This is a genomic window from Aeromonas sp. ASNIH8 (genome assembly GCF_002919855.1).
GTDB lineage: Bacteria > Pseudomonadota > Gammaproteobacteria > Enterobacterales > Aeromonadaceae > Aeromonas > Aeromonas caviae.
In genome coordinates, this window is the sequence record NZ_PQLN01000138.1 from 1 (window position 1) to 8,164 (window position 8,164).

The window sequence follows — 8,164 nt, forward strand, 5'->3', positions numbered from 1 at the left end:
AACTATGACATTGGCTGATTAAAGGTCTATAAAAAGGTATGTTCTCATCCAATGACAAACATACCCTTCTATACAAGGCTGAACCAATAACTTCATATAAGTTCGATATTATGAGAATAAAGCTTCCCAAATGATTGATCATCAACATAACCCGCATGATCATTTTTACGCATATTTTTTATCTGACTCAGCACAGTAAAAAAGCACTCCTCACATAGATGCACCTCATATGCCGTACCATCATGTTTCGAACCATAACCCCATTTTGCAGTCAGGGCTCCAAACTGAGGATTATACAAATTTGGGTTCATATGTGGGATTGTGCTTTTATGGCATACGTCACACTGAATATCAGCTATAACCTCAACCTCTTTTGTGGTCATTATTTTCATCGAACACTCGCTATACATGTAGAGTAATGGACGAATAGCATTAACAAAAATGTCTCATGCCACCCTAAACAAAATTTATTATAGTCGAATGAATAAAAAAAGCAGCCTTACGGCTGCTTTCAATACCACTATAATTGTGGATTAGATCAGATAATCCTCTAAGGACTTTCCGCTAGCAACGCCCTCAGCGATGGCTTTCGGCATACGGCCCTGACCAGTCCAGGTTTTTTCCTGGCCATCTTCGTGATACTTGTACTTTGCGGGGCGCGGCGCTCGCTTGGACTTTTCCATTCCGTCAGCTTTCGACGGAGCAGCACTACCAACCAGTTCGCTGGGGTCAATCCCTGCGTTTTTCAGCATCTCGCTGAACTCCGCCAGCTTACGCAGACGTTCGGCGTTTTCTTCCTGATATCGGAGCTCAGCAGCCTCACGCTCTGTAAACACCTCATCAAATTTTGCCTTAATCTCGACCAACTGTTCGAATGGTAGTTCACGCAGAGCAGCCCGGAGACTACGAATATTCAGCAGTGTTTTGATAAAATCGTTCATGGATATCACGCCTAAAAAGTTATTTGTTTATCGCCTGGCATTATCGCCTAGCTGTAGTTTGGTGCCAATATTTTTCGATAAATTATTTGAGTTGCGCAGGGAGGGTATGTTTGTTCGTTCAATGTGTACTGTATGCAATCCTCTCACCGGAGATCGACCTTCAACGGGTTCCATTAGTTACTGCTAGACTAGTTTATTCATGCTGGCAGGGACCTGGTGATGACGACAATCATTCTGCTAATCGTAGCCCTCAGTACTCATGGGAGGTCCCATGAGATGCCATATGAGGTTTGTGATGCATTTATTGATGATGCAGTTCGGTATTCACAAATGGATAAAATACATCTTAAAACATTGCGCTCACAAGTTATGGCTGCGAAAGATCTAACGTTTTTTGAACGGTTGTTTTCGACGACATCAGACAAATTGCTCCGTGCCTATTCTACCCATAGCATCGAACAGGCTCGTGAGATGGCTTTTCGCGATATACGGCAGTGGGAGCTGTTGTTACTGGATATCGGTATTAAAATGCATGGACGACCCGCTAGCGAGTTGTGGAGCACGTATTATCTGGCTTGCCGAGAGACACTATTGTAATACCATCACTATCTAAGATGCCCCCTCGCTCGGGGCTGTTGTGGCACTACAATAGAGATACTCTAGGTATCAAACAGTGCATTTGCGGTGAAATGAAATCGAACTCAGTAGACCAACATCAGCCGTTGTCAGCTGACAACGGTCTGCATCAGCAGCTCATCTCGAAACCGTTCCCCGGTAATGTTAGAAATGGGATGATGTGAGCGCGATAAGGAGCAAGGCGTTTACGTTGGCCAGAATGGCTGTGCCACTTCGCCGGAATACGCACCGAAAGAGATGTTGAACCACAAGGTAGCCCCAAGCAAGGATTCTCACTTGAGGCTAACCGTAGTGACACTATGATTTTCCACGGTATTACCGGTCAGTCCTATATAGTTAGGCTCTCGGAAAGATTGAGCTCAATTAGAGCACACACTTAGTCCGTTTCGTTATTTAAGCTGCTCGATGTATTGCCGAACGCAATCGACAACAACATTCATTTTGCTCCGGTATTCGGAATGAATAAACTTCATGCTTATTACCTCTCCGGTGTCAATTGTTACATCAACATAGTTTGCAGAGGAGAGCTCTATTTTTTTAATTTCTTGGAAGCAAACCTCAGTATCGCTTCCTGCATGTCCATATGAGATAAGACCATTATCTAGTACAGCAAAACCTGAGCTACCACTCTTGAACAAAGTGGTATCAAAAAGCATCTGACAGTTATAGTGACCGGTTTTGTCACCCATCTTTTCTCCTTGTTTTGTGCCGATGAGGTCCATACCATGGACAATTCTCTTACCTTCACTGAGATATTCGACATAGGGGTAGAATATGTCATCAAAGTCGATGATTTTTTTTGGCTGATTATAGTTTTTTTCTACTACATCCTTGCTATCGCTAACTGACAAGGGCTGCTCATTATTCAAAGTGGGCAACTCGGAGTGTTCGAAAGAAATTGGATCTTGGATAAAAGCACGTTGTTGTATCAGCTGTAATACTTTAACCCGCATTATTTCATAGACGTAGTTTATAGCCGCTCGTTCACTTTGTTTCTGACGTTTATAGAGGTCTTTGATCACAATATTCTGATCTAACTCAGTGAATTTTTTAAAAACAAGAGCTGCCTCATTATCAGTTAGACCATGCTCATCACAGATTTCTGTGAAAGCATCATGAATGTAGTGCCTAAGCGCAAGGGAGTCATCATCGACAATTCCGTCGATAGCACCAGAAACGAGGAAGCGCATAATGCCGCTACCTAGGCTAGAGCCAACAACCCCGCCAAGTACGCCGCCTATTACCGTCCCAACTACTGGAATAACGCTTCCTAATGATGCTCCAGTAGAGGCACCAGACATAAAACCAGCCGTCCCACCCACAGCCTCGCCCGCTGAAGTGATTATTTTTTTGCTGAATTGACCACCAGATATACGGTCATTGAACAGGTCTGAGAAATGCTTTCTAGATGACCAACCCACGCCGACCGCAATACCAAGAGCAGTCCCTCGGAGGTACTTACTGGCAGCATTTTTGGCGGCCGCACCGCTCAGGCTACTGCCACTGACTGAATTAATTAGTTTGGCTGACAGTTCAGAACCAAGTTGCTTGGTGATCGCATTTGCACCAGCTTTAAATAATTTATCAGCTCCAGCCTTTTGTAACTGGGACACAAGCAGTGAATTCACATAGGTATCTGCGCCGACGCTTAAACTGACGTCAATGGCTGAACTTAATGCCGCCTTGTAATCTTTGCCATCCCATATTTCTTTGGCAAACGCCATGGTGGCCGATATACCCATCGTTGAACTGGAAGTAATAATTCCATTCACCGAGTCGAAGGCAAGACTTTCCAATGTGCCGAATTTCACGACCTTCTTGGCCTGTTCATAGCTGAAGTGGCCTTTTTTAATCAAACTATCCGCATCATAGCCAGGAGGAATCCCCTCAATCTCACCATTCAAAATTCGCTCATTAAGCAGTAATTTGGCTTTATCGTATTGATCACTTGGTACTTCAATCGACATTGGCTTCCCATCAGGATTTCTGTACCGCCAACGTTTATTTTCGATAGCAGCACTTACCGTTGCGCTGGGAGTTTGGTAGTATTTAGTTTGATAATAGGTGCCATTAACCAACCGATCTGGCCCATCCTTCATGTTATCGTCACCGACGATCTGAGCATCCTTCATCAATAAATGGTCAGCCAAGTTATTTATTTTTTCTGCCGCAAACCCATGCCCCTGTGAACCTTGTAACTTTATATTCTCGCTGTACAGAAGAGATGTTTCACTTCGAATTAATGCCCCATGACCATCTACGCATTCCTTTTCCGCTTCGGTATCTTTAACATTGTTCATTTAATAACCCCATAGAGACCCTAGTGAATATGCAAAGCTATACCAAGTATCTATGCAACTCACAATAGGGGCTGGCAATTAATGACAGCCCAGCGGCTTATGCCACTGAAATTGATGACGATCGTCGCCTCTCCGAACAGGAGACCTTCAAAGGCTTTCTGGAGAAACTGTGCGAACTGGATGGGCATAAGCAGATCGAACAACTGGTCTGGCAGGAGTTCTCGGGCAGTATCCGCATGCTGCTGGACACCCCTTTTGTGCTGCAAAGCTTCTGGGATTATCACAGCGGCAAGATAAGCGAAGCCCAGTGGAAAGATCGGCTGGCACAGGACAAGAAGATGGCGACCCTGGCACTCGCCAGCGGCAATACCCCGCAGTTGCTGGGTGTGGTGTTTAATCGCCTGTATACCTTACGCAACCAGTTGATCCATGGCGGTGCGACCTGGAACAGCTCGGTCAATCGCAAACAACTGAAGGATTGCGCCAACCTGCTCGGTAAACTGGTGCCGGTGATCATCGAGTTGATGATGGCCCATCCCGATACCCTGTGGGGGGATGCCTGTTATCCGGTGGTGGAAATGACAGGTTAATTCGTCACTAAGGGGTTATGGATCTCATCTTGATCAGCTAGGTAAAAGGCTCCCGCCAACATGCCATAGACAATGCAAATCCGGATATCTGCGCCTAGTAACACACCAAGCAGGGCTTCTCCATCTCGCAATGTGTCGCTATGCCAGAAACACCAGAGCGCAGCTTCGACCACATCGAGCCAATTACTTCGGCCAAGTTGATTACGTGATTTTCGGCGCCAGCTCCCCCTCATCACAGCGCCGGTGTTGGGGGACTTGGCGGCCAGTGCTCTCTGCTCCATGGCACTAAGGGTGAGTCCGTCAAGCTTGGCCTGTGCACTACCACGGCTTCCCCTCAACAGCTTGTCGAGTAGCAATGCCAATAACCGCATAGCATCACCACATGCAAGAGTAGTATCGTCATCCAGTAATGCAGCTGCGCCTGACATTAGTTGCTCCCGCCCTTGATAGATGGGCAGAACCGTACGATCCAACCGATACCGATCAATATGCAAAGCCAAACGTACTAATCTGCGCAACTCAGTACAAGGAAGCGATCCCCCGGTTTCCTTTAATAACACAGCATCATACCTGTTCTGTTCTTCTGCAATCACGGCTACAAGTTCGCCGACGTGCTTGGCCGGCAACAGGCAACAGATCCCCTTGATCAGTGGCATTGCCGCCTGACCCAATATCAGCGTTGAATTCATAGAACCTCAGTAACGATGGCGTTTGAAATGAGTAATGCTGTTGCTGACGGTAACGATCGCCCCCTTGGCAGGTCTGGTAGTGGCAATGCTGGCATTTGCATTTTTGGGTATCAGATCACCCCCTGCTTGCAGCCCACCTAGCACTGTGTGCTCTACATAAAGCCACTTGTCGCTTTGGTAATAATTGGAGTTGCTAGATATGAGCAAGGTGCCGTTGGCTGTGACGCCATCCCCTCCCAATAGCAAAAGACTTGGAATTGGTAGGTGATAACCAGCTTGCCATGCATGACCTACTCCCCTGACACCCCTTTATATGGACTCATTATATGTAGCCTGTATACTCATGCCGATACTGGTTACATAAACATGTCGCATTTTGGAGCACGTATGGCACCCAAAGAGCTCACCTGGGATCAAACCCTGCGTTTTCGTCTGCTGGAAATCGTGTTGCAGTGGGAAGGACGGCTGACCACCAATCATTTGATGACCGCCTTCAATATCGGCCGCCAACAGGCGTCACGGGATATCAACCACTACCTGACACACTACTCACCGGAAGGGTTGGTCTATGACAGAAGCCTGAAGGGATACAAACCCACAGAGCGCTTTGTGCCGCGCTTTAGTGAGGGAAAAGTAGATGAGTACCTGATGCTGCTACACCGTGAAAAGCAGCACCAGCGACAACATGAAGCGGGCCTGTTGACACTTCCGCTGATGGATCTGCGCTACGGCCATATCGAGATCCTAGATGTGCCAAACCGCCATATCGACCCCAGGATTGTGCGCGGTTTGGTGCAGGCGGCCCGTGGCCAGCTGCGGGTCGATGTCGACTACGTATCCCTCAGTTCAGAGGAGCAGAGTGGCCGTAATATAGTGCCCCACACTCTGGTCTATGATGGGATCCGCTGGCACGTACGCGCCTACTGCGAGAAGAAGGGGGAATATCTGGACTTTGTGATGAGTCGTTTTCGGGGCGAACCGGATCTGCTGGATGCCTCCCCCCACGGCCGGGATCAAGATCTGGAGTGGAACACCCAGGTGACCGCTGTAGTCGTTCCCAACCCAGGCCTCAGCGAGGGACAGCAGGCCATCATTGCCAGAGACTATGCCATGACTGGGAACCAGCTGTTGATCAGTCAACGGATCCCCTTGGTCCATTACGCATTAGAGCGGATGCAAGTGAGCTATAGCGGTGAACACCAACAACATCCCCTGCTCTACCCGCTGGTACTGGCCAACCGGGAGGAGCTAATTGAACAAGGCTGTACCTTCAAGCTCAAGAATGCGGATTTGATCAATCTCGTGGTCAACTAAAATCGCCACCAAGTTCTAGGACAAGGGGCAGTCCAAGTTTCCACTGAGCGGTACCATGACCTAATGTCAGTCAGCTAAGCCTGACTGACATTGTTTTACTGACTGTTTCACCACCCTGAAAATCCCGCCCCTAACAAGCTCGATTGTCGGCTGACAACGGGCTGATCTGCACCAGAGCACCCAATGGCTCGAACTGCTACAGGTATCGTGAAATGGAATGCTGGCCCAGGCAAACATCGATTGTCGGCTGACAACGGGCTGATCTGCACCAGAAAACCCGCTGGCCGGAACTGCTACAGGTATCGTGAAATGGAATGCTGGCCCAGGCAAACATCGATTGTCGGCTGACAACGGGCTGATCTGCACCAGAGTACCCGCTGGCCGGTACTGCTACAGGTAGCGTGAAATGAAAATCCCGCCCCTAACAAGCTCGATTGTCGGCTGACAACGGGCTGATCTGCACCAGAAAACCCGCTGGCCGGAACTGCTACAGGTATCGTGAAATGGAAATCTGACCCCAGCGAACTCGATTGTCGGCTGACAACAGGGTTATCTGCACCAGACCCCAGCAGGCAGGAATAGCTATAGGTATCGTGAAATCGAATTATGACCCTGGCAGGCAGCGATTGTCGGCTGACAACAGGGTTATCTGTGCCAGACCCCAGCAGGCAGGAATAGCTATAGGTATCGTGAAATGGAACTCAGCCCTTGGCAAACATCGATTGTCAGCTGACAACGGACCAATCTTCGCCTGAGTACCCGAGGGCAGAACAGCTACAGGTATCGTGAAATGGAACTCAGCCCCTGGCAAACATCGATTGTCGGCTGACAACGGGCTGATCTGCACCAGAGAACCCGCTGGCCCGAACTGCTACAGGTATCGTGAAATGGAATTCCGCCCCTGGCAAACATCGATTGTCGGCTGACAACGAGGTGATCTGCACCAGAGCACCCGCTGGCCCGAACTGCTACAGGTATCGTGAAATGGAATTCCGCCCCTGGCAAACATCGATTGTCGGCTGACAACGGGCTGATCTGCACCAGAAAACCCGCTGGCCGGAACTGCTACAGGTATCGTGAAATGGAATGCTGGCCCAGGCAAACATCGATTGTCGGCTGACAACGGGCTGATCTGCACCAGAGTACCCGCTGGCCGGTACTGCTACAGGTAGCGTGAAATGAAAATCCCGCCCCTAACAAGCTCGATTGTCGGCTGACAACGGGCTGATCTGCACCAGAAAACCCGCTGGCCGGAACTGCTACAGGTATCGTGAAATGGAAATCTGACCCAGGCAAACATCGATTGTCGGCTGACAACGGGCCGATCTGCATCAGAGTGCCCGCTGGCCCGAACTGCTACAGGTATCGTGAAATGGAATTTTGACCTTGGCAGATAGTGATTGTCGGCTGACAACGGGGTCAACGGGCCGATCTGCACCTGAGTACCCGTTGGCCCGAACAGCTACAGGTATCGTGAAATGGAATTCTGACCCTGGCAGGCAGCGATTGTCGGCTGACAACGGGGTCAGCGGGCCGATCTGCACCTGAGTACCCGTTGGCCCGAACAGCTACAGGTATCGTGAAATGGAATTTTGACCTTGGCAGATAGTGATTGTCGGCTGACAACGGGGTCAACGGGCCGATCTGCACCTGAGTACCCGTTGGCCCGAACAGCTACAGGTATCGTGAAATGG

The 8,164-nt window shown here is 48.9% G+C and carries 6 protein-coding genes; 2 read left to right on the forward strand and 4 right to left on the reverse strand.

Features of this window, described 5'->3' with window-relative positions; genetic code table 11:
- Positions 1 to 92: 92 nt before the first annotated feature.
- The 3 genes from C3418_RS24195 to C3418_RS21750 all read right to left on the reverse strand — a co-directional run bounded on the left by C3418_RS24195 (position 93) and on the right by C3418_RS21750 (position 3,877).
- Positions 93 to 392 (reverse strand): hypothetical protein, encoded by a 300-nt coding sequence (locus C3418_RS24195; protein WP_146054137.1) that lies wholly within the window; start codon positions 390 to 392, stop codon positions 93 to 95.
- A 141-nt stretch (positions 393 to 533) separates the two neighbouring features.
- Positions 534 to 941 (reverse strand): H-NS family nucleoid-associated regulatory protein, encoded by a 408-nt coding sequence (locus C3418_RS21745; RefSeq protein ID WP_103859261.1) that lies wholly within the window; start codon positions 939 to 941, stop codon positions 534 to 536.
- A 1,025-nt stretch (positions 942 to 1,966) separates the two neighbouring features.
- Positions 1,967 to 3,877: a hypothetical protein gene (locus C3418_RS21750; protein ID WP_103859262.1), complete on the reverse strand. Its 1,911-nt coding sequence runs from the start codon at positions 3,875 to 3,877 to the stop codon at positions 1,967 to 1,969.
- Between the two features lie 236 nt (positions 3,878 to 4,113).
- Here C3418_RS21750 and C3418_RS21755 point away from each other — a divergent pair, with 236 nt between their 5' ends.
- A complete protein-coding gene (locus tag C3418_RS21755; protein WP_202015729.1) occupies positions 4,114 to 4,467 on the forward strand; it encodes a hypothetical protein in 354 nt (117 codons plus the stop codon).
- Here C3418_RS21755 and C3418_RS24910 read toward each other — a convergent pair.
- The gene (locus C3418_RS24910) at positions 4,464 to 5,156 is read right to left on the reverse strand and encodes an ADP-ribosylglycohydrolase (RefSeq protein WP_234921247.1); all 693 of its coding nucleotides are present in this window, start codon (positions 5,154 to 5,156) and stop codon (positions 4,464 to 4,466) included. The two genes, C3418_RS21755 and C3418_RS24910, sit on opposite strands and share 4 nt — an antisense overlap.
- A gap of 387 nt (positions 5,157 to 5,543) precedes the next feature.
- On the opposite strand from C3418_RS24910, the gene C3418_RS21765 reads away from it, so the two are divergent.
- Entirely contained in the window at positions 5,544 to 6,470 is a 927-nt protein-coding gene (locus tag C3418_RS21765; RefSeq protein ID WP_103859264.1) for a WYL domain-containing protein, read from the forward strand.
- Positions 6,471 to 8,164: the final 1,694 nt, after the last annotated feature.

Coding starts and splice junctions, on each gene's coding strand:
- C3418_RS24195 (WP_146054137.1), bottom strand. CDS start 392: ATGAAAATAATGACCACAAAAGAGGTTGAGGTTATAGCTGATATTCAG.
- C3418_RS21745 (WP_103859261.1), bottom strand. CDS start 941: ATGAACGATTTTATCAAAACACTGCTGAATATTCGTAGTCTCCGGGCT.
- C3418_RS21750 (WP_103859262.1), bottom strand. CDS start 3,877: ATGAACAATGTTAAAGATACCGAAGCGGAAAAGGAATGCGTAGATGGT.
- C3418_RS21755 (WP_202015729.1), top strand. CDS start 4,114: ATGCTGCTGGACACCCCTTTTGTGCTGCAAAGCTTCTGGGATTATCAC.
- C3418_RS24910 (WP_234921247.1), bottom strand. CDS start 5,156: ATGAATTCAACGCTGATATTGGGTCAGGCGGCAATGCCACTGATCAAG.
- C3418_RS21765 (WP_103859264.1), top strand. CDS start 5,544: ATGGCACCCAAAGAGCTCACCTGGGATCAAACCCTGCGTTTTCGTCTG.